Source organism: Hydrotalea flava (assembly GCF_001623405.1).
GTDB lineage: Bacteria > Bacteroidota > Bacteroidia > Chitinophagales > Chitinophagaceae > Hydrotalea > Hydrotalea flava.
This window is the reverse complement of sequence record NZ_LUHG01000067.1, coordinates 1-20,710: the sequence shown is the minus strand read 5'-3', so window position 1 is coordinate 20,710 and position 20,710 is coordinate 1. Positions and strand designations below refer to the sequence as shown.

16 protein-coding genes are annotated in these 20,710 nt (G+C 38.6%); 13 read left to right on the top strand and 3 right to left on the bottom strand.

Annotation, left to right across the window (positions count from 1 at the left end):
• The 3 genes from A0F92_RS07630 to A0F92_RS07620 form a co-directional block, all read left to right on the top strand.
• A partial coding sequence (locus A0F92_RS07630) for a homocysteine S-methyltransferase family protein (protein WP_253810263.1) occupies positions 1-310 on the top strand: 310 nt, incomplete at its 5' end.
• 27 nt (positions 311-337) lie between these two features.
• Positions 338-3,061: a methionine synthase gene (gene metH / locus A0F92_RS07625; RefSeq protein ID WP_068243796.1), complete on the top strand. Its 2,724-nt coding sequence runs from the start codon at positions 338-340 to the stop codon at positions 3,059-3,061.
• Between the two features lie 130 nt (positions 3,062-3,191).
• Positions 3,192-4,112, top strand: a complete 921-nt coding sequence (locus A0F92_RS07620) for a PfkB family carbohydrate kinase (protein ID WP_068243793.1) — start codon at positions 3,192-3,194, stop codon at positions 4,110-4,112.
• Positions 4,113-4,169: 57 nt separating this feature from the next.
• Here A0F92_RS07620 and A0F92_RS07615 read toward each other — a convergent pair whose 3' ends face one another.
• Positions 4,170-4,868 carry an SDR family oxidoreductase gene (locus tag A0F92_RS07615; protein ID WP_068243790.1) on the bottom strand — a complete coding sequence of 233 codons (699 nt, stop codon included), beginning with the start codon at positions 4,866-4,868 and terminating at the stop codon, positions 4,170-4,172.
• Positions 4,869-4,943: 75 nt separating this feature from the next.
• On the opposite strand from A0F92_RS07615, the gene A0F92_RS07610 reads away from it, so the two are divergent.
• Positions 4,944-5,639, top strand: coding sequence for a YjjG family noncanonical pyrimidine nucleotidase (locus tag A0F92_RS07610; RefSeq protein ID WP_068243789.1), 696 nt, complete (start codon positions 4,944-4,946; stop codon positions 5,637-5,639).
• A gap of 72 nt (positions 5,640-5,711) precedes the next feature.
• Here the strand turns inward: A0F92_RS07610 and A0F92_RS15560 are convergent, their stop codons facing one another.
• Complete coding sequence (locus A0F92_RS15560; protein WP_167516909.1) at positions 5,712-5,894, bottom strand: hypothetical protein; 183 nt, start codon at positions 5,892-5,894, stop codon at positions 5,712-5,714.
• A 62-nt stretch (positions 5,895-5,956) separates the two neighbouring features.
• Positions 5,957-6,625 carry a phosphatidylserine decarboxylase family protein gene (locus tag A0F92_RS07600; RefSeq protein ID WP_068243787.1) on the bottom strand — a complete coding sequence of 223 codons (669 nt, stop codon included), beginning with the start codon at positions 6,623-6,625 and terminating at the stop codon, positions 5,957-5,959.
• 258 nt (positions 6,626-6,883) lie between these two features.
• Here A0F92_RS07600 and A0F92_RS07595 point away from each other — a divergent pair, with 258 nt between their 5' ends.
• The 9 genes from A0F92_RS07595 to A0F92_RS07555 all read left to right on the top strand — a co-directional run.
• Positions 6,884-8,872, top strand: a complete 1,989-nt coding sequence (locus A0F92_RS07595) for a M1 family metallopeptidase (RefSeq protein WP_068243781.1) — start codon at positions 6,884-6,886, stop codon at positions 8,870-8,872.
• A 70-nt stretch (positions 8,873-8,942) separates the two neighbouring features.
• Positions 8,943-9,548, top strand: coding sequence for a sigma-70 family RNA polymerase sigma factor (locus tag A0F92_RS07590; protein ID WP_253810261.1), 606 nt, complete (start codon positions 8,943-8,945; stop codon positions 9,546-9,548).
• 53 nt (positions 9,549-9,601) lie between these two features.
• Positions 9,602-10,738 (top strand): FecR family protein, encoded by a 1,137-nt coding sequence (locus A0F92_RS07585; RefSeq protein WP_068243779.1) that lies wholly within the window; start codon positions 9,602-9,604, stop codon positions 10,736-10,738.
• A 167-nt stretch (positions 10,739-10,905) separates the two neighbouring features.
• Positions 10,906-14,259 carry a TonB-dependent receptor gene (locus A0F92_RS07580; protein ID WP_167516908.1) on the top strand — a complete coding sequence of 1,118 codons (3,354 nt, stop codon included), beginning with the start codon at positions 10,906-10,908 and terminating at the stop codon, positions 14,257-14,259.
• 20 nt (positions 14,260-14,279) lie between these two features.
• Entirely contained in the window at positions 14,280-15,785 is a 1,506-nt protein-coding gene (locus A0F92_RS07575) for a RagB/SusD family nutrient uptake outer membrane protein (RefSeq protein WP_068243776.1), read from the top strand.
• Between the two features lie 30 nt (positions 15,786-15,815).
• Positions 15,816-16,676: a LamG domain-containing protein gene (locus tag A0F92_RS07570; protein WP_068243772.1), complete on the top strand. Its 861-nt coding sequence runs from the start codon at positions 15,816-15,818 to the stop codon at positions 16,674-16,676.
• Between the two features lie 113 nt (positions 16,677-16,789).
• Positions 16,790-18,436: a glucoamylase family protein gene (locus tag A0F92_RS07565; protein WP_253810259.1), complete on the top strand. Its 1,647-nt coding sequence runs from the start codon at positions 16,790-16,792 to the stop codon at positions 18,434-18,436.
• A 33-nt stretch (positions 18,437-18,469) separates the two neighbouring features.
• Complete coding sequence (locus A0F92_RS07560) at positions 18,470-19,798, top strand: glucoamylase family protein (protein ID WP_068243798.1); 1,329 nt, start codon at positions 18,470-18,472, stop codon at positions 19,796-19,798.
• A gap of 3 nt (positions 19,799-19,801) precedes the next feature.
• Positions 19,802-20,710, top strand: a 909-nt coding sequence (locus A0F92_RS07555) for a family 43 glycosylhydrolase (protein ID WP_167516907.1), incomplete at its 3' end; no start/stop codon positions are given.

The window sequence follows — 20,710 nt, the reverse complement described above, 5'->3', positions numbered from 1 at the left end:
ACCCTTAAGTGTGGGTTTAAATTGTGCACTGGGCGCAGCAGAAATGCGCAGCCATATTGAGGAGTTATCGCAAATTGCTGCCGCATACACCTCTGCCTACCCTAATGCCGGCCTGCCCAATGCCATGGGCGAATACGATGAACAACCACACGAAACGGCACATTTTATTGAAGAATGGGCAAAACAGGGCTATGTAAACATTGTTGGGGGTTGCTGTGGTACCACGCCTGAACACATAAAGCATATTGCCGATAATGTAAAAAACATAAAGCCGAGGCCGTTACCTATTGTTGAAAACGAAATTGTATAATCCTATACAAAAGTGTAAAATATTGTTATGAGTGAGCCAATTGTAATACATCCTTATTTGCGTTTAGCCGGGCTGGAACCCTTAGTGGTGCGACCCGAAACCAATTTTGTGAATATTGGAGAGCGTACCAATGTAACCGGTTCAAAAAAATTTGCCCGGCTTATTCGCGAAAATAAATTTGAAGAAGCGCTTTCTGTTGCCCGGCAACAGGTTGAAAATGGTGCGCAGGTGTTGGATGTAAATATGGATGATGCCATGTTAGATGGCGTATTAGCCATGACAACATTTTTAAACCTGTTACAGGCTGAACCCGATATTGCCAAAATTCCCATCATGATCGATTCATCTAAGTTTGCCATTATTGAAGCAGGCTTAAAATGTGTACAGGGAAAATGCATCGTCAATTCTATCTCCTTGAAAGAGGGAGAAGAAAAATTTATTGAACAGGCCATCATTTGTAAATCATTTGGTGCAGCAGTGGTGGTAATGGCTTTTGATGAAGCAGGCCAGGCCGATACCCTGCAACGCAAAGTAGAAATTTGTAAACGTGCTTATCAAATTCTTACAGAAAAAGTGCATTATCCGCCTCAGGATATCATTTTCGATCCAAATATTTTCGCCATTGCTACCGGTATTGAAGAACACAATAATTATGCAGTAGATTTTATAGCAGCTACCCGTCAAATAAAACAACTAATGCCTTTCGCAAAAGTAAGCGGTGGCGTTTCAAATGTATCTTTCTCGTTTAGAGGGAATGATGTGGTGCGTGAAGCCATACATGCCGTATTCCTGTATTATGCTATTCAGGCAGGTATGGATATGGGTATCGTCAATGCAGGACAGTTAGCTGTGTACGATGAAATTGAACCTACATTAAGACAGTTGTGCGAAGATGTGGTGCTGAACCGGAATAATGACAACAACCAGGCTACTGAAGCCCTGATTGCTTATGCCGAAACCGTAAAAAGCAAAGGGAAAACAATTGTTAAAGATGAAGCCTGGCGCAATGCCCCTGTTGAAGAACGTCTGAAACATGCACTCGTAAACGGCATTACCGATTATATTGATGTAGATACTGAAGAGGCTCGCTTACAATATTCGCAGCCTTTAGATGTAATTGAAGGCCCTTTAATGGATGGCATGAACGTAGTGGGCGATTTATTTGGCGCCGGAAAAATGTTTTTACCGCAGGTGGTAAAAAGTGCAAGGGTAATGAAAAAAAGTGTGGCTATTTTAACACCTTATATTGAAGCTGAAAAAGAGATACGTAAACAGGCACATTTGGCAGCAGGCACCGAAAATACAGAAGCAGCAGGTGCGGCAAAAATATTGTTGGCTACTGTTAAAGGTGATGTACACGATATTGGTAAAAATATTGTAGGCGTGGTATTGGGCTGTAATGGTTATGATGTAATTGACTTAGGCGTGATGGTGCCCACCGATAAAATTTTAGATACCGCTATTAAAGAAAAGGTAGATATTATTGGTTTGAGTGGATTAATCACTCCTTCACTCGATGAAATGGTGCATGTAGCCAAAGAAATGAAACGCCGCAATATGCAGCAGCCATTGCTGATTGGAGGTGCCACTACTTCACGCATACATACTGCCGTTAAAATTGCACAGGAATATCCAAATGGTGTAGTGCATGTGTTAGATGCTTCCAGAAGTGTAACAGTAGCAGGTGCTTTATTAAGTGCAGAACAAAAAGATGCTTTTTTACAACAAACTGCTGCTGAGTACCATAAATTACGTGAATCATTTTTAAATAAAAAGCCCGTAAAACAATACATCAGCTATCAGGAAGCGCTGACACATAAAACCAAAATAGATTGGAACAATTATACTGCTATTACTCCAAAATTTACAGGCAATAAAGTTTTTGATGATTTTTCTTTAGATGAATTAAGGCCTTTTATTGATTGGAAACCCTTCTTTATCGCATGGGAAATGCACGGAAACTTTCCGGATATTTTAACCGATGAGGTGGTGGGCGTAGAAGCTTCAAAATTGTATAAAGATGCCAATGCCTTATTAGATAAAATTATTCAGGAAAAATGGCTTACAGCAAAAGGTACCATTGGGTTTTATAAAGCTGGTAGCCATAACGATACCCTGTTGGTGCAGCATGGTAATACAATCATTCATTTAGAATGCCTGCGGCAGCAGGTAAAAAAAGCTGCTGATCAGCCTAATTTATCGCTGGCCGATTTTGTGAAACCTGCCAATTCAATTGAACAGGCTGCTGATTATATAGGTGCATTTGCCGTTGCCATTCATGGTATTGAAAAACATATTAAAAAGTTTGAGCAGCAATACGATGATTATAATAAGATCATGTTACAGGCATTGGCCGATAGGCTGGCTGAAGCTTTTGCAGAATGTTTGCATTATAAAGTTAGAACCGACTATTGGGGTTATGCTTCTAATGAACAGCTGAGCAATGATGATTTAATTCATGAAAAATACCAGGGTATTCGCCCGGCACCGGGTTATCCTGCCTGCCCCGACCATACCGAAAAATATAAGTTGTTTGCTTTGCTCAATGCTACTGAAACAACCGGCATACAATTAACCGAATCACTGGCAATGTATCCGGGAGCAGCAGTTTGTGGCTGGTATTTTTCGCATCCGCAAAGCCAGTATTTTGGTATTGGCAAAATTCAGCGCGATCAGTTGGAAGATTATGCACAACGTAAAAACTGGCCGTTGGAAGAAGCGGAAAAATGGCTAAGTCCGGTATTAGAATAGGTTGTACGCATTTAATTATGCTGTACAAAGAATGAATATTAAAATTAATTGAATGCTGTAGCTGTAAAAAATTAGGCATATCTGCTGCATTTTGTATAGTTTCGCTCCCCGATAATCAAATTTTTTTATTATGTCATTAGTTGTTGTCGGTTCTATGGCTTTTGATGCCATTGAAACGCCTTTTGGAAAAAGCGATAAAATAGTAGGAGGTGCTGCCACTTATATAGCCTGGTGTGCCACTAATTTTACACCGGTTAAACAAATTTCTATAGTAGGGGGCGATTTTCCGGCAGAGGAATTGAGTGCTTTGAAAGCAAGAGGCGTTGATTTAGAAGGTGTGCAAATTAAAAAAGAGGAAAAATCTTTTTTTTGGAGTGGCCGCTATCATATGGATATGAACAGCCGCGATACATTAATTACCGAATTAAATGTGCTTGCCAATTTTGAACCCAAAGTGCCCGAAAGTTATCAGGATTGCGAATTTTTAATGTTAGGAAATTTGGTGCCATCCGTTCAGCGCAGTGTAATTGAACAATTACGCCAAAGACCTAAACTCATTGTAATGGATACTATGAATTTTTGGATGGATACCATGCCGGAAGAACTGGAAAAAACCATTGCTATGGTAGATGTTTTGATGGTAAATGATAGTGAAGCCCGACAGTTAAGCGGTCAATATTCTTTAGTAAAAGCTGCAGCCACCATCTTAAGAATGGGCCCTAAATTTTTAGTGATTAAAAAAGGGGAACATGGTGCATTGTTGTTTCATGATAACAAAGTTTTCTTTGCTCCTGCATTGCCGTTAGAGGAAGTGTTTGACCCAACCGGTGCCGGCGATACTTTTGCCGGTGGCTTTATTGGTCACTTAGCCAAAACAAAAGATATTTCATTTGAAAATATGAAAACGGCAATTATTATTGGTTCGGCATTGGCCAGTTTTTGCGTAGAAAAATTTGGCACTACCAAACTTCGTGAAATTTCAGCAAACGATATTACTGAGCGTATTGAAGAATTTGTACAATTGGTACACTTCGATATTAACCTGCAATAAAGGAAATTGAATGAAATGAATCGGGGCCGGAATACTGAAATGTATTTCGGCCTTTTTTTATAAATCGCCCAATTGTGGTCTGATGATGATTTCTTCCACACAAGCCTGTGCCGATAAATGTGCAGCCGTAAATATTAAATTGGCAATATCCTTTACTTCCATAATGCGTTGTGGGTCAATTCTACTGCCATACCAGCTTTCGGTATATACAGCGCCGGGCATTACAGCCGTTACTTTTACATGATGCGATTTTAACTCTTCACGTAAATTTTTACTGAATCCCAATAAAGCAAATTTACTAATACTATATGCTCCTCCGTTAGGATAGGCATTTAATGATGCAATTGAACAAATATTAAAAATATGTCCTTTTTTTTCTGATATCATTGCAGGGGCAATGATTCTGGTTAAATGATAAGCGCTAAAAAGATTTACCTGCATTAAATCCATCAGGGTACCTTCCGGTTCAGTTAAAATAGAGCCGGGCTTATATTGGCCGGTATTATTTACCAGAATATCCGGTGCGCCAATACCCAGGCACCAATCACCAAAAGCAGCTACTTCATTGTAATCAGACATATCCGTTGCCCTGAAATGAATGGTTGATTGCGGGTATTTTTGTTGCAATTCATCTGCTGTTGCCTCAAGTGTTACTGCATTTCTGGCACATAACAATAAGGTATACCCCTGGTCGGCAAATTTTCCTGCAATCGCTTTTCCCATTCCTTTTGAAGCGCCGGTAATAATGATATTCATGGCATTGCTGGTTAATTGGTAATAAATTCTGTTACATTTGTTCTCAAATATCGCACATTATTCAGAATAGGTAATATGAAATATCAACATATATTTTTTGATCTTGATCATACGTTATGGGATTTTGAAGCCAATGCAAAAGCTACACTGCAGGATTTATATGCGCTGCATCAGTTGTCAGACAAAGGTATTGATTCATTCAACCATTTTTTTGAACGCTACAGTTATCATAACGAACGTTTATGGGATAGATATACCAAAGGGTTTATTAAACAGGATGAATTGCGTTGGAAAAGAATGTGGCTTGCTTTATTAGATTTTAAAATTGCAGATGAGCCACTTTCCCGGCAAATGGCTGTTGATTTTTTAGAAAGATTGCCATTCAAGAATGCAGTTTTTCCCTACACCAATGAAATACTCATTTACCTTACACAAAAAGGCTATCAGTTACACCTCATTACCAATGGCTTTGAAGCTGTTCAACACAAAAAATTATACAATGCCGGCTTGCAGGGTTATTTTAAAAAAGTAATTACTTCTGAGGTTTCCAATAGCTTAAAGCCCAATAAAGAAATTTTTTTATTTGCAATGGAACAAGCCGGTGCAGTTGCAGAAAACAGTATTATGATTGGCGATAATTTAGATGCTGATATTCAGGGTGCAGTGAATGTGGGTATGGATAGTATTTTTGTAAATCATTTGGGCATAGAGCCACATATTCAGGCCACTTATGCAGTAAGTCATTTACAGCAATTGGAAAATATTTTATAATTTTAGGAAATTAAAAACCGGTTGCTCATGTTTGAATGGGCAGCCGGTTTTTTATGGGAATCAAAATATTTCTTATTGATACATGGCAGTAGTTCCAGACTTTTTACAACAATCTTTTTTGCAGACTTTTTTGCACTCTTTTTTAGAACAGTCTTTACAATCTTTATTTTTGCATTTCTTTTTTCCACTATCCCGGGCAATTACGGTTCCTGCCAATAACAGAACCACTATTCCTGCAGTAGCAAATTTTTTCATGTGTTGATGATTTGTTTGGATTAAAATTAAGAAAATTTTAATTATTTGTACTGCCACAAATGTTAAATATTAAAAGTCCAAGTGGCTAAAACGGTTACTCCGCCCTGTACTTGTTGGTTAAGTTTTACTTTAATATTGGTATGTAAAGGCAATATAACATCTACCCGGCTGCCAAATTTAATAAAACCATATTCAGCACCCTGTTGCACTTTATCGCCCACTTTTGTATAATTACAAATGCGTTTGGCTAAAGCTCCGGCAATTTGTTTGTATAATACTTCACCATAACCATTTCTAACTACCACACTCCAACGTTCATTTTCAGTAGAGCTTTTCGGGTGCCAGGCTACCAGATACTTTCCTTTGTGGTATTGGTTGTAAACAATTTCACCACTCATTGGGTTTCTGTTTACATGAACGTTGGCAGGGCTCATAAAAATGCTTACCTGAATACGTTTATCTTTAAAATATTCAGTATCTGTTATTTCCTCAATCACCACAACTTTCCCGTCTGCCGGACAAATAATGGCATTGTCCTGTATGGTTAATGTGCGATGCGGTATCCTGAAAAATGAAATAATAAATAATAACAAAATCAGAGTAATGATAAAAATGGCAATGGACAGCCATAGTACTGCGCCGCTTAAAAATGCAAATGATAAAACATTGATGAGCCCGAACAGCAAACTGGCAATGCCTATAGTACGGTAACCTTCGTGGTGTATTGTCATTCTAATTGGTTATGCCGCAAAGTTAATAGATGCAGGGTAAATTTGTAAATTCAGTGTTCTATTGGTTTTTGCATATCCCGGATAATAGAATAGTACCCATTTTAATTTTAAATTCAAAATTGGTTGTTGAATAATTTTAGGAGCATAGTTAATACAATCTGCTTAATTTCAATTCTTGAATGAAAGTGGGCTTTGATGCAGTAATTTTTAAAATATTGTTCCAGTAGCCTTCAGCATCTAATCGTTAAATATTGTATAATGAAAAGTAGTTATGTTTTTTTAGGAATGGTATGGTTAATGACTTTTTCAATGGTGCAGGCACAAAGCATACAGCAAAAAGGTTCATTAAACGGCAATTGGCAGGCATTTGCGCCACTCAGTTATCAGGGTAATGGAAGTGTATACCGTTCTGCTAATGGCGCTCCGTTAGCAGATTATTGGCAAAATAGAAGTGATTACAAAATACATGCAACTTTAGATACTGTGCAGAATATACTCACTGCTTCCGAAACAATTACCTATACCAATAACAGTCCCGATGCGTTAAATATTTTGTGGTTGCAATTGGACCAAAATACCTATTTACCCAATGCCCGTTCTCAATATTATACCAATCGTATCCGAAATGAATCTACAAATGGTTTTCAAATTGCATATGTGCAAATTGAAGAGAATGGAAAATTGCAGCAGGTAAACTATTTGGTGAATGATACCCGTATGCAGATACAATTATCAAAAGCGCTGGCAGCAAAAAATGGTAAAATTTTCATTCATATTCAATATCAATATCAGATTCCAGGTGCATTTGGCGGTAGAACCGATTATGTTGCTACGCAATATGGTAAAATTTTTGAGATAGCACAATGGTACCCAAGAATGTGTGTATACGATGATTTGGAGGGATGGAGTACTTTGCCATTTTTAGGTAGTGGAGAATTTTATTGTGATTATGGCGATTACGATTACACCATTACGTTACCTGCAGGAATGATTGTGGCCGGTAGTGGCAAATTGCAAAATCCAGAAGAGGTATTAACTCCATTGCAACGGAGCAGGCTTGCTGAAGCTGCAAAAAGTAATCAAACGGTATGGATTAGAACACTTCCCGAAGTGCAGCAACAACCTGTACTGAAAGGTAACAAAACCTGGCATTTTAAAATGTTCAATACACGAGATGTGGCGTTTGGTGCATCAAAAGCATATATATGGGATGCGGCAAAAGTAAATTTACCAAGTGGTAAAAATTGTATGGCCATGTCGGTTTATCCGGTCGAAAGTATAGGGGATAGCGCATGGGGCAGGGCAACTGAATACTTAAAAAAATCAATTGAATATTTTTCGGAAAAATGGTTTGAATATCCCTATCCGGTAGCCATTAACGAGGCAGGAATTGCCGGTGGAATGGAATATCCGGGAATTGTATTTGATGGCATTACCGATAAAGGAAAAGAATTATACTGGGTAACTGCGCATGAAATTGGCCACAACTGGTTCCCCATGATTGTAGGATCTGATGAACGCAGGTATCCCTGGATGGATGAAGGCTTTAACACATTTATTGATGTGTATGCATCTGATGTGTTTAACCATGGCGAATATGCTCCTAAAAGAGATGGCGAGTATGCACCGGATAGCGGTAATCCTGCAGATGAAATAGTGCCTTATTTATCTGATCCGCATGCTCCGGTAATGATGACCAGGGCAGATGGTATTCCCGAAAAATATCGGCATCCTATGGTATATTTTAAACCGGCGTACGGGTTGGTTTTATTGCGTGAAGTAATTCTGGGTCCTGATAGATTTGATGCAGCTTTTAAGCACTACATTCAGCAATGGGCTTATCGGCACCCTGCACCATTCGACTTTTTCAACACCATGAATAATCAGGGTGGCGAAGATTTATCGTGGTTTTGGCGGGAGTGGTTTTTTGACAATCAATCGCTCGATCAATCCATTGAAAATGTTGTGTATACAAATCAAAACCCGGCTGATGGTATAGATGTTACCCTTATAAATTTGCAATCCATGGTAATGCCAATACCCTTGGAGGTTGAATACACAAATGGCGAAAAAATGCAATTGCAGTTGCCGGTAGAAACCTGGTTGCAAGGCAATCACAGAACGGTACATCTTGCTACCAGCAGTCTCGTAAAAAGCATTGTTATTGATCCCCAAAAGCTGTTACCTGATGAAAACAGAAAGAATAATGTATTTATGATGGCAACTGTGCAGCACAATTCAAAATAAATTTTATGGTAAATTTCCATACAGTATTGTGCAAAAAATATTGGCAGCAATTCTAAATGAATGAATAACTTTGAGTGAAAATCTGCTGAAATTGGCTGCTAACAATAGTATATTCAATTGTAATATTGCTGAATTGCAGTACCAAATAGCCTCTTATGAAGATGAGACTGCTTACAAGAAATTATTTTTTTGTGTCTTCCCCTCTCTTCAAAATCATGCCTATGCTATTTTGCAATCAAGACAATTAGCTGAAGAGGTTGTTTCAGATGTATTAATTGAAATTTGGAAACGCAGGGCAACCTTACTTGAAATAGAGAATTTAAGACTTTACCTGTTCGTGAGTGTTAGAAATGGCGCGTTAAAAAAATTACAGCAGGAGAAAAAAACATCTCGATACCAACCCATTCATGAGTTGAAGGTAGAATTGATTTCTGAATACATTCAACCGGATGAAACCCTTCAGCTTTCAGAAACAGCGCAACAATTAAAAGAAGCCATTCAACAATTACCACCACAATGTAAACTCATTTATAAACTGGCCAAAGAAGATCAGTTGAAATATCGGGAAATTGCCAGTATACTTCAAATCAGTGTAAAAACAATTGATCATCAATTGGCCATTGCACTTCGAAAGCTGGCAGAACGGCTTTCTATTTCCCGCAAACAAAAAAAATAATGATCCCCCTTTAGGGGATTTTCTTTTTTGAATACTCTTATTGATACAGAACTATGGAGAAAAATGACAGAATATGGCAATTATTGGCACGTAAGCTTACCAAAGAAGCTACGGAAGCTGAATTGGAAGAATTGGCCGGCCTTTTAAAACAAGATGAAGTCAATGCTTTAGTTGCTGCCATTCTTGAAGAAAACTGGCAAACATATCCGGATGTGGATATGGAATTTTTAGATGCCACTTTCTTATTGCACCTGCAACGTATGCAGGAGCAAGGTATAACAATGGGAACTGCTCATCAGAGAGATTCAACTGTTATTCATTCTGCACAACCACTTCATAGCAAACAACGTATCAATAAATACATGACAGCCGGTGTTTTCTCATTTATTTTGATATTGCTTATTGCAGGTTGGTGGCGTTTTTCAGAAAACAAGCAGCAGCCCATTCCACAACCTGCCGTTAAAACAGTAGAAATACCCAATGAAATTGTTACAAAAAATGCATCTAAAACAAAAATTATATTACCAGATGGTTCTACCGTTTGGCTCAATGCCGATAGTAAATTATGGTATTATAAAAGTTTTGGAAATGTACAACGTGAAGTTTATTTAACCGGTGAAGCATTTTTTGATGTTACAAAAAATGCTGCGAAACCCTTTATCATCCATACCAAACTGATTGATGTAAGGGTATTAGGTACCTTATTCAATGTACGTTCATATCCGAATGATAAAACCGTAGAAACCAGTCTGGTAAGGGGTTTGGTGCAGGTTACTTTGCATAGTCGCCCGGATGAAAAGTACTTTCTGAAACCCAATGAAAAATTAGTAGTGTTGAACGTGCCTGATTCTGTAAATGCACCGAAAAACATACAACCTGTTTTGAAAAATTTAGATGATAATCTTGTTGCCATTAAAAACTTAACACCGCTACAACAGGATGATTCATTAAAAATTGAAACTGCATGGACTAAAAACCGATTATGTTTTATAGATGAAAACTTTGATGAAGTGGCGCACCAGTTGGAACGTTGGTATGATGTGCAATTCGTATTTAAAAACGATAAATATAAAAATATACGACTGAACGGTTCTTTTGTAAATGAAACGCTAACTCAAGCGCTTGATGCGTTAAAATTTTCTACCAATTTTCATTATGAAATAAAAGATAAAACGGTTACCATTTATTAATTCAAATTAAAAACGACTGCCTATGCCCATCCTCAACTCCGGTTAAATCAACAACTATATTCAAAAAAAAGCGGGAAATGCTGCAACATTCCCCGCCGGAAAAACACCAGAATGCTTGCTATGAATAGCAGGTTCTTAGCATTATTCACTTATTCAAACACTAATGTATGAAAAAATCGATTGCTGTTGCAGGGAAGTTGCGTCTTCCCTTAAAGCCATTAATTTATATGAAACTAACACTACTACTTAGTATTTTTTGCATTTTTAATGCCACTGCCGGTACTCATGCGCAAACGGTTTCTGTAAAAATGAATAAAACAGAAATAGCCAAAGTGCTGGGAAATATTGAGAAGCAGGGCGGATACAGATTTTTATTCAACAGCCGCTTGAAAGACCTGAAGGAAAAGGTAAACCTCAACGTTAACAATGCGGCCATTGAAACTGTGCTTGACCAATTATTTGCCGGCACCAGTTTAACCTATAAAATTTTAAGCAATAATTTAATTGCCATTCGTTCTGATAATCCTGATGAACAGGATATTAAAATAACGGGAAAAATTGTAAACGAAAAAGGAGAACCGTTAAGCGGCGTAAGTATTTCCATTCAGGGTACATCAAAAGGTACGGTTACCGATAATAATGGTAATTACTCATTGAATGTTGCGCCTAATGCGGTTTTAATTGTTTCCTATATTGGCTATACCACACAGGAAGTAAAAGTAAATAACCAGAATGTGATTAATATATCATTGGTTGCTTCCGAAAAACAGTTAGATCAGGTAGTGGTAGTGGGATATGGTACCCAACGTAAACAGGATGTAACCGGTTCTATTGTACAAATTAAAGGTTCTGAAATTTCAAAACAGGCATCTGTAAATCCAATCAGTGCATTACAGGGTAAAGTAGCGGGTGTACAAATTACCAATTCTGGCGCACCCGGCAGTGCACCGCAAATCAATATAAGAGGTTTGGGTACTTATTGGTCAAATACCGGCCCCTTATATGTGGTGGATGGAGTTTGGTTAAATGATGTGAATTTTTTAAACCCCGCCGATATTCAAAGCATTAGCATCTTGAAAGATGCTTCCAGTGAAGCCATTTATGGTATTAAAGGTGCCAATGGTGTTGTAATCATTACTACAAAAAAAGGAACAGGTGCCAACAGGAAGCCGTCGGTAAATTACAATGGTTATGTGGGTTATCAAAAAGCTACCAATCAGGTAAAAATGGCCGATGCTTATCAATATGCTGTTTTATTTAATGAATTGGGCAGAATGACAGGGGCTACCAACTTTTTAGATTCTTCAAAATTTGGCACAGGTACCAATTGGTTTGATCAAGTTTTACGCAATGCCCTCATTACCAATCATCAGGTATCGGTAACCGGTGGTTCTGATAAAAACACCTATAATTTTTCTTTGGGTTATTTAACACAACAAGGTATTTTAAAAACAAACGACTATACCCGTTATACCGCCAACTTGAGTAATGATATGCAAATATCTAAAAACATCAAAGCCGGGTATACTGTTATTGGTAATTTTAATAACTCGCACAATGCACCGGGTGGTATCTGGCATGCACTGTATGCTGCACCGCCTGTGTTGCCTGTAAAATTTGCAGATGGTGTAACCTATGGTGATCCGGGTTATTATGGTCTGGGTTCTGCAGTAAGCAATCCACAGGCAACATTGGATTATAACAATTCTTACAGCCGTGGATATAACTTTACCGGCAATGCATATGTAGATATTCGTTTTGCCCATCACTTTGATTTTAAAACAACCATTAGCGGGGTATATGGCGATAATGAATCTAAGAATTATGTGCCTGTTTATAAAGCTACCTCTACACAACAAAATTCTGTTAGTAACCTGGGTATTTCCCGAGGTGAAAACAGATCGTGGATCGCAGAAAATACCATCACTTATTCCAACACATTTGCTACCAACCATCGGGTAACTATTTTAGCCGGTCAGCATGCGGAATGGAATAATTATAATTTTATTTCAGCATCTGCACAAAATGTTCCGAATGTTAATTCCGGTAACTGGTTTTTGGGTTTGGGTAATAACCCCTATGTAAATGATGTGGATAATAGTTATAACCAGCAATATCCATTACAATCTACCATCTCCTCTTATTTTGGAAGAATCAATTATGCGTTTAAAAATAAATACATGTTGAATGCTACCATGCGTGCAGATGGTTCTTCTAAATTTACCGGAAGTGAAAGATGGGGATATTTCCCATCTATAGGTGCTGCATGGATTGTTTCTCAGGAAAATTTTATGCGCAATCAACACATATTTAATTCATTGAAATTAAAGGCCAGTTGGGGTAAAGTGGGCAATGCAGGTGTACCCACATTTGTGAGTACACAACAAACCGTTTCAGGCGGCGCATACAGTGTAATTTATGGCAATAGTGGTACCGTTTCGCAGGGTGTAAGTGTTGCATCCATTCCTCCACCACCATTAAAATGGGAAAAGAGTGTTGGAACAGATATTGGCCTGGAAGCCTCTGTTTTAAATAGTCGCTTAACTATTGAGGCAGATGTGTACAATAAAAAAACACAGGATATTATTATGAATGTTTATTTGCCGGGCTCTGCAGGATTGGCCAACCAATTTATTACAACTAATGTGGGTGATGCACAAAATCAGGGTTTTGAATTATCGTTGAACTGGCATGATAATGTAAGCAAAGATTTCAGTTATTCTATCAGTGGTAATGTTTCTTATAATGAAAATAAATTTTTAAGTAACAGTGCAGGCGGGCAAAAAATTTATGATGGTGGTTCCGGTGCTACCGGTGGTCAGTTTACTACGTTAACCACGGTAGGCCAGCCCATTGGTGTGTTTTATGGTTATAAAGTAGTGGGCATTTTTCAAACTGCTGCAGATGTGGCGAATTACAAAGACAAATCCGGTAACTTATTTCAACCCAATGCTCAACCGGGCGACTTTAAATATGCCAGCACAACAGGCGTAGGACCCATATCTGCTAACGACAGAGTAGTATTGGGCAACCCAAATCCAAAATACATTTATGGTATCAGTACCAATTTTGTTTACAAACAATTTGATTTGTCGGTTGATTTTCAGGGAGTAGCAGGTGTAGATGTGTACAATGCCAATAAGGGTTTGCGTTATGGTGCTGAAAACTGGACACAGGATTTTTACAATAACCGCTGGCATGGTGTAAATACTTCTAACAGTTACCCTTCTGTAAATATTGGCGGTGGTAATAATTACTGGCCCAATTCATGGTATGTAGAAAGTGGCAGCTATTTCAGAATTAGAAATATGCAATTAGGCTATACTTTACCCAATGCCAGATTACAATACTTGGGTATTCAAACCCTTCGGGTGTATGTAAATGCACAAAATGCATTTAATTTCTTCAGCTACAAAGGTTTTTCTCCTGAAGTGGGTGGTAGCCCGGGTAATATTGGTATCGACAATAATACCTATCCGTTATCTGCTATTTACAACTTTGGTGTAAATCTTTCTTTCTAAACTTATTAAAGCATATTATTATGAATAATATATTAAAAATAAAATTAGCCAACCGGGTGGTAAAGCCGGCAATATTATGTTTGTCGATGGCAGTGATTGTTTCCGGGTGCTCAAAGAATTTTTTGGAAGTGCCCGTTCAGGGTCAGCAACCCGCTACACAAATTTGGAAAACGGCTACTGATGCGGCCAATGCAGTAAATGCCATTTATGGAAATCTGCGTAGTTGGAACAACGTGGCTTTTGCACCCATTTGTGTAGAAAGTGTGGGTTCAGATGATGCAGCAAAAGGCAGTGTGCCCAGCGATGCTACTTTCATTAACGCTTACGATAATTTTACTGTAACTGCTACTGATGGCCAGTTAGATGGTTTTTGGACAGGCCAGTATCAGAATATTAATTTATGTAATCAGGTGCTTGATAATGTGCCCAATATTAATATGGATGCAACTTTAAAAGCACGGTATTTGGCAGAAGCAAAATTTGTAAGGGCTTATTCTTATTTTAGATTGGTACGCGCTTTCGGAAATATTCCACTCATTTTACATGTGCCGTCAAAACCTGCTGAATTAAACCCTGTACAAAGTAAACCTGCTGATGTGTATACTGCCATTGAACAGGATTTAACAGATGCTGCCGGCGTTTTACCCGCTACTTATGGCCCTGCCGATATTGGCCGTGCTACCAAAGGTGCAGCATTAGCTTTGCACGCCAAAGTTGCCATGTATCAGAAAAAATGGAGTGATGTAAAAACATATACCGATCAAATTATTGCATCGGGTACCTATAGTCTTTTCCCTAGTCCGTATCAGTTGTTTAGAATTCCGAATGAGAATAATGTAGAATCCATTTTTGAAATTCAGTGCAATTATGTTGCAGGCAATGACGGACTCTCTAATAGCCAGTATTCACAGGTGCAGGGTAACCGAGATGCCAATGCAGGATGGGGTTTTAATGTACCAACCCAAAATTTGGTGAATGAATTTGAACCCGGTGATCCGCGTTTAAATGCAACCATTATGTTTGCCGGTACTACTACACCGGATGGTGACGTAGTGCCGCTGCCGCAGGCCGGTGCTCCTTCCATGTATAACATGAAATCTTATGTTCCCTTTGCATTAGCGTTAGTGGATAATCAGGGTGCCGATCAAAATGTTCGGGTAATTCGTTATGCTGAAGTGTTGTTAATGAATGCCGAGGCGAATAATGAATTGGGTAACACAGCTGCAGCATTGGCTTCTTTAGAAAAAGTAAGAGCCCGTGCCAGAACACAAAGTGCTAACCCTGCAGTTGATTTACCCCCGGTTGTTACCACCGATCAGGCTACACTTCGTAATGCCATTTGGCACGAAAGAAGGGTTGAACTGGCTATGGAGTTTGATCGTTATTTTGATGTAATTCGTCAGGGCCGTGCAGCCACTGTGTTTGGCCCATTAGGTTGGAAAGCCGGTAAAAATGAAGTATGGCCTATTCCTCAAAACCAAATTGATATTAGTGGCGGGGTATTGGTTCAAAATCCTGGATACTAATTGTTTTATTCATTAATTAAACTTGTGATTATGAAACGCAATAAAAAATATAACATTTTAACCTACATGGCTGTATTGCTATTATTGGCCAGTGGGTTCTCTTCCTGCCAAAAATCGTTCGATCCTGCCAGTTATGCACCTGCCCAAACATTTGGGGGTTATACAACATCAAGAGAAATTGCAGCTTCTAATTTGGTGGGCTATTGGGGCTTTGAAAACTCGCTGATTGACAGTGTTTCAAATAAAAATGGTAACGGAGTAGGCACTTCATTTACAACAGGTATTAAGGGAAATGCCTTGCAAGGTGCCAATAACGGCTATTTTATTACTACACCCAGTAGTGCAGTGGTGGGTTTAAAAAGTTTTACCATTTCATTTTGGGTAAATTCACCACAAAACACAAATGGTACTTTTGGATTGGTTTGCTTATCCAATACGCAGGATTTTTGGGGCAATATTGATATTTTCTTTGAAAATGGCAGTACACCTACCAATGCAAATTTAAAAGCGCATATTGAAAACTGGGTGAATCCTACAACTGATAACGACCAATGGTTGGGTACTTTTGCCGCAGGCAATATCTGGAATAAATGGTCACATATTGTGTTGACTTACGATGCTACCACTTCTACATTTGTTACTTATTTAAATGGCAGCGCTATCAATACTACCGTAAAAGCAGGAAATGGTCCATTAACTTTTCAAAATGCGTCAGCTTTAATTTTTGGTACTATGCAGTTTAATACAACTCCTTCTTTAGGAACTGCAGGTGGTGCGCAGGGTTGGGCCAGTTATATGCCAGGTGCTATGGATGAGGTGCGTATATACAATAAAGCCATTGCTGCAGCAGATGTAAAGGCTTTGTATCAGTTACAAAATTTAGGTAAATAATTTTTTTATTGTTGTAAATAAAAAAGTGTGTCCTGTGGTAATCATGCGTACAGCAGGATGCACTTTTTACTTTTATTATGAAACTTTTTTTTAAAAACGGTTGGATGGCTTTTATGCTGCTTGTTTTTTTTAGCGGTTGCAAGAAAAAAGATACAACTGTTTTACCAGGCCCTGCACCTGCACCGGCATCTTTTAGCCTGAACAGTTTAAAGGTAAATGGGCAATACAGCGGATTTACCTATTACAATGTAAATACAACTCCCTTCATTTTATTTTCATTTACAGCCCCCATTAATAACACTTCATTGGCAAACAGTATTCAATTAGTGGGTGGCAGTGGTGCGGTTGTGCCAATATATACTACGTTACAAAATAATGATAGTTCGGTTTTAATACAACCGGTTAATAGTGTCAACCCTATTTCGTTATATACTTTAACTGTATCAACTGCATTACAATCAAAAGCCGGAGGAAATTTACAATCGCCGGTTTCGGTTAAACTCATTACAGCCATCGATTCAACCGATAAATTTCCCCAAATTGCAGATACTGCATTGCTTACATTGGTGCAACAACAAACCTTTAAATATTTTTGGGATTTTGGTCATCCGGTAAGTGGTATGGCAAGAGAAAGAAATACGTCTGGCGATGTGGTAACAACAGGCGGTACCGGATTTGGTATCATGAGTATGCTGGTTGGCGTGAATCGTGGATTTATTTCCAGAACTGACGGTCTGAACAGAATCAATACCATTGTGTCGTTTTTGATGAATAATTGTACGCATTACCATGGTGCCTTTGCGCATTGGATAAATGGTGCCACCGGGGCAACGGTACCTTTTAGTACGCAAGACAATGGAGCTGATTTGGTAGAAACTGCTTATTTAATGCAGGGCTTATTGTGTGCACGCCAATATTTTAATGGTACCAATACACAGGAAACTACACTGCGAAACAATATCAATACGTTGTGGAATGGTGTGGAGTGGAATTGGTTTACACAAAATAATCAGCAGGTGCTTTACTGGCATTGGAGCCCCAATTATAATTGGGCCATAAATATGCCTGTTAAGGGATGGAATGAAGCATTGATTACATACATATTGGCAGCATCTTCAACCACCTCTTCCATTAATCAGGGTGTATATACCAATGGATGGGCTTCGAATGGAAGTATGAAGAATGGTAACACCTATTACGGAAATGTATTACCGTTGGGTACAACATTAGGCGGCCCGCTTTTTTTTGCACATTATTCTTTCTTAGGAATTAATCCCAACGGATTGAATGATGCCTATGCCAATTATATGATACAAAACACAGCACATGCAAAAATAAATTATGCTTATTGTGTGGCCAATCCTGCACATTATAATGGGTACAGCAGCGCTGTATGGGGGCTTACCGCCAGCGATGATAATGTTTCCGGTTATTCAGCACATTCCCCAACTAATGATGTGGGTGTAATTAGTCCCACTGCAGCTATTGCCTCTTTGCCCTATACACCTGCTGAGTCTATGCAGGCGCTTCGGTTTTTCTATTACAAATTAGGCGATAAAATTTGGGGGCAATATGGATTTACCGATGCATTCAACTTAACCAACATCTGGTTTGCCAGCAGTTATCTTGCTATTGATCAGGGTCCTGAAATTATTATGATTGAAAATTACAGATCGGGGTTGTTATGGAACCTGTTTACTTCTTGTCCGGAAGTGCAACAGGGTATGCGTAATTTAGGTTTTACGGCACCTTATCTGTAAATGAAATATTGCATTATTGAAAAAATATTTCTTATGAAAAAATTATGTTTTCTTTTATTATGTATGATTGCTATAATGCCTGCAACCTTTGCTCAATATAAAGCAGGTAATCCAAGATTATCAGACAGTGCGCTGTTAGATTTGGTACAACAACAAACATTTAAATATTTCTGGGATTTTGCTCATCCCGTTAGTGGTATGGCACGTGAACGCAGCAATGTGGCTTATGATTATGGTGATGAAGTGGTTACTACCGGCGGTACCGGTTTTGGCGTAATGGCTATGATTGTGGCAGCAGACAGAAAATGGCTACCACGTGATACCATTGCTGCAAGATTGCTGAAAATGATTCGCTTTCTTTCAAAAGCCAATTCCTATCATGGTGTATTTCCACATTGGATGAATGGCACAACCGGTGTTACCATTCCTTTCAGTAGAAAAGATGATGGGGCTGATTTGGTAGAAACAGCTTATTTGTTTCAGGGTTTATTGTGTGCCAGGCAATATTTTACAAACGATAATGCAGTAGAAACAGAAATCAGAAACCGTATTAATTGGTTATGGAATGATGTGGAATGGAATTGGTTTACCAAAGGCGGACAAACCATTCTGTATTGGCACTGGAGCCCCAATAATGGTTGGGCTATGAATTTTCCGATACGTGGTTTTAATGAATGTTTAATTACTTATGTATTGGCTGCATCCGGAACGCGATATCCCGTTTCTGCCGATGTGTACCATCAGGGTTGGGTACAAAGCGATTTTTTTAAAAATGGCAAACAGTTTTGCGGTATTACCTTGCCGTTGGGATTTGATGGAGGAGGTCCTTTGTTCTTTTCTCAATATTCTTTCTTAGGCCTCGATCCAAGAGGATTAAAAGATCGATATGCTGATTATTGGGAACAGAACAGAAACCACACTTTAATTAATCATGCTTATTGCTTAGCTAATCCTAAACAATTTGAAGGTTATGGCCCTAATTGCTGGGGTTTAACTGCTTGCGATACTTATAATGGTTACAATGCTTTTTCGCCTACCAATGATGAAGGTACCATTGCACCAACTGCTGCCCTTTCTGCATTTCCTTATACACCAGAATATTCTATGCAGGCGCTTCGGTTTTTTTATGATAGTCTGGGCTCAAAACTTTGGGGCGAATATGGCTTTAAAGATGCATTTAACTTATCTAAAAACTGGTATGCTTCATCCTACCTGGCTATTGATCAGGGGCCTATTGTAGTAATGATTGAAAATTACAGAACTGGCTTGTTGTGGAAGTTATTTATGAGTTGTAAAGAAGTACAGGGAGGGTTAACGAAATTGGGTTTTGAAAGTCCGTGGTTGCAACCAAAAAATAATTAAAACATGAAGAACATAATTTTGTTACTTGTTGTAACAGTAATCACCATTTATTGCACACAGGCACAAGGTCAGCAAACAACTTATTGCAATCCCATTAACCTTGATTATGGCTATACCCCCATACCCAATTTTAGTGAGGCCGGCCGTCATCGTGCCACAGCTGATCCGGTCATTGTTCGGTATAATAATGATTACTATTTATTCTCCACCAATCAATGGGGTTATTGGTGGAGTACTGATATGTTACACTGGAATTTTGTTTCCCGTAAATTTTTACGTCCCTGGAATGCAGGCTATGATGAGCTTTGCGCTCCTGCTGTTGCTGTATTAAGCGATACAATGATTGTATTTGGCTCTACTTATACTTCAAATTTTTCTGTTTGGATGAGCACTAATCCTAAAGCAAATGAATGGAAACCGTTGGTTGATTCCTTTGCAATTGGTGGATGGGATCCCGATTTTTTTGTAGATACAGATGGTAAATTGTACATGTATAATGGCAGCAGCAACCGGTATCCGCTATACGGTATTGAATTAAACAGGAATAATCTGGCACCTATGGGTTCCAGAAAAGAAATGTATTTATTGGAACCCTGGCGTTATGGATGGCAACGTTTTGGTGAGTATATGGACAATACCTTTTTAGATCCTTTTATTGAAGGTGCCTGGATGACGAAACACAATAACAAATATTATTTACAATACGGCGCACCGGGTACTGAATTTAGTGGCTATGCTGATGGTGTGGTTGTGGGTGAACATCCTTTAGGTCCTTTTACGCCACAATCTGATCCGCTTTCATTTAAACCCGGAGGTTTTGCCCGTGGTGCCGGTCATGGCAGCACTTTTCAGGATGCATGGAATAACTGGTGGCATGTTTCAACCATGGTTATTAGTGTTAAAACCAATTTT

Coding starts and splice junctions, on each gene's coding strand:
- A0F92_RS07585 (WP_068243779.1), top strand. CDS start 9,602: ATGGAGAAAAATGACAGAATATGGCAATTATTGGCACGTAAGCTTACC.
- A0F92_RS07610 (WP_068243789.1), top strand. CDS start 4,944: ATGAAATATCAACATATATTTTTTGATCTTGATCATACGTTATGGGAT.
- A0F92_RS07565 (WP_253810259.1), top strand. CDS start 16,790: ATGCTGCTTGTTTTTTTTAGCGGTTGCAAGAAAAAAGATACAACTGTT.
- A0F92_RS07600 (WP_068243787.1), bottom strand. CDS start 6,625: ATGACAATACACCACGAAGGTTACCGTACTATAGGCATTGCCAGTTTG.
- A0F92_RS07615 (WP_068243790.1), bottom strand. CDS start 4,868: ATGAATATCATTATTACCGGCGCTTCAAAAGGAATGGGAAAAGCGATT.
- A0F92_RS15560 (WP_167516909.1), bottom strand. CDS start 5,894: ATGAAAAAATTTGCTACTGCAGGAATAGTGGTTCTGTTATTGGCAGGA.
- A0F92_RS07575 (WP_068243776.1), top strand. CDS start 14,280: ATGAATAATATATTAAAAATAAAATTAGCCAACCGGGTGGTAAAGCCG.
- metH (WP_068243796.1), top strand. CDS start 338: ATGAGTGAGCCAATTGTAATACATCCTTATTTGCGTTTAGCCGGGCTG.
- A0F92_RS07595 (WP_068243781.1), top strand. CDS start 6,884: ATGAAAAGTAGTTATGTTTTTTTAGGAATGGTATGGTTAATGACTTTT.
- A0F92_RS07580 (WP_167516908.1), top strand. CDS start 10,906: ATGAAAAAATCGATTGCTGTTGCAGGGAAGTTGCGTCTTCCCTTAAAG.
- A0F92_RS07570 (WP_068243772.1), top strand. CDS start 15,816: ATGAAACGCAATAAAAAATATAACATTTTAACCTACATGGCTGTATTG.
- A0F92_RS07620 (WP_068243793.1), top strand. CDS start 3,192: ATGTCATTAGTTGTTGTCGGTTCTATGGCTTTTGATGCCATTGAAACG.
- A0F92_RS07560 (WP_068243798.1), top strand. CDS start 18,470: ATGAAAAAATTATGTTTTCTTTTATTATGTATGATTGCTATAATGCCT.